General features: G+C 63.7%; 1 protein-coding gene. It reads right to left on the bottom strand.

Annotated features, from left to right (window positions below; translation table 11 throughout):
* The coding region (locus NH2_RS29355; protein WP_169811548.1) for an ATP-binding protein at positions 1-710 on the bottom strand (710 nt) is incomplete at both ends.

Here is a 710-nt window from a genome sequence, read left to right as displayed (position 1 = left end):
CTCGGGGATGTAGACCATGGCCCGCATCCCGCCATACGCATTCGGCCCATCGATATACACCGTGAACCCGTACCGGCGCGCCAACGCCGCCACACCCGGAAAACCCACCTTCGGCGACGGACCCAGCTGATGAATATCCACCGACCGCTCCCCCGCCAGAACCTGACGCGCCTCCTCCATCTGCTCGGAATTCATCCGAACACCCGCATCATCCACGATCACGGTCACCCCGTGATGCCCCTCCTGAAACCCCACATCCACATACGACGTCGGCGGCGAATACCGCAACGCGTTATCCAGCAACGTCGCCAACGTATGCACCAACGGCTCCACCGCCCGCGAGATCACCATCCGATCCAACTGATTCGACCGAACCCGCAGATAATCCCGCACCCGCCCCGTCGCCCCACCCACCACATCGGTCAACGACTGCGACGGCCACCGACGACCAGGCAAACCACCACACACGATCACATACGACTGCGCCTGCCGGATCATCTGCTGCACCGAATGATCGATCCGCGTCAACGTCGCATACACCTCGTCATCACGATGCTCACGCAACGCCGCCGACACGACCTGACTCACATCCGCACCCAAACTCACCACCGACGTACCGAACGACCGCACCGCACCAGACGTCGCATCCCGCGCCGAACTGCTCAACCGCTCACGCACCGCCTCCTCGGCCGACTGCACGGCGACCCGGG

Origin of the sequence: Nocardia harenae NBRC 108248 (genome assembly GCF_001612885.1) — a bacterium.
Classification (GTDB): domain Bacteria; phylum Actinomycetota; class Actinomycetes; order Mycobacteriales; family Mycobacteriaceae; genus Nocardia; species Nocardia harenae.
The sequence above is the reverse complement of the archived record's forward strand: the minus strand, read 5'-3'. Positions and strand labels throughout refer to the sequence as shown.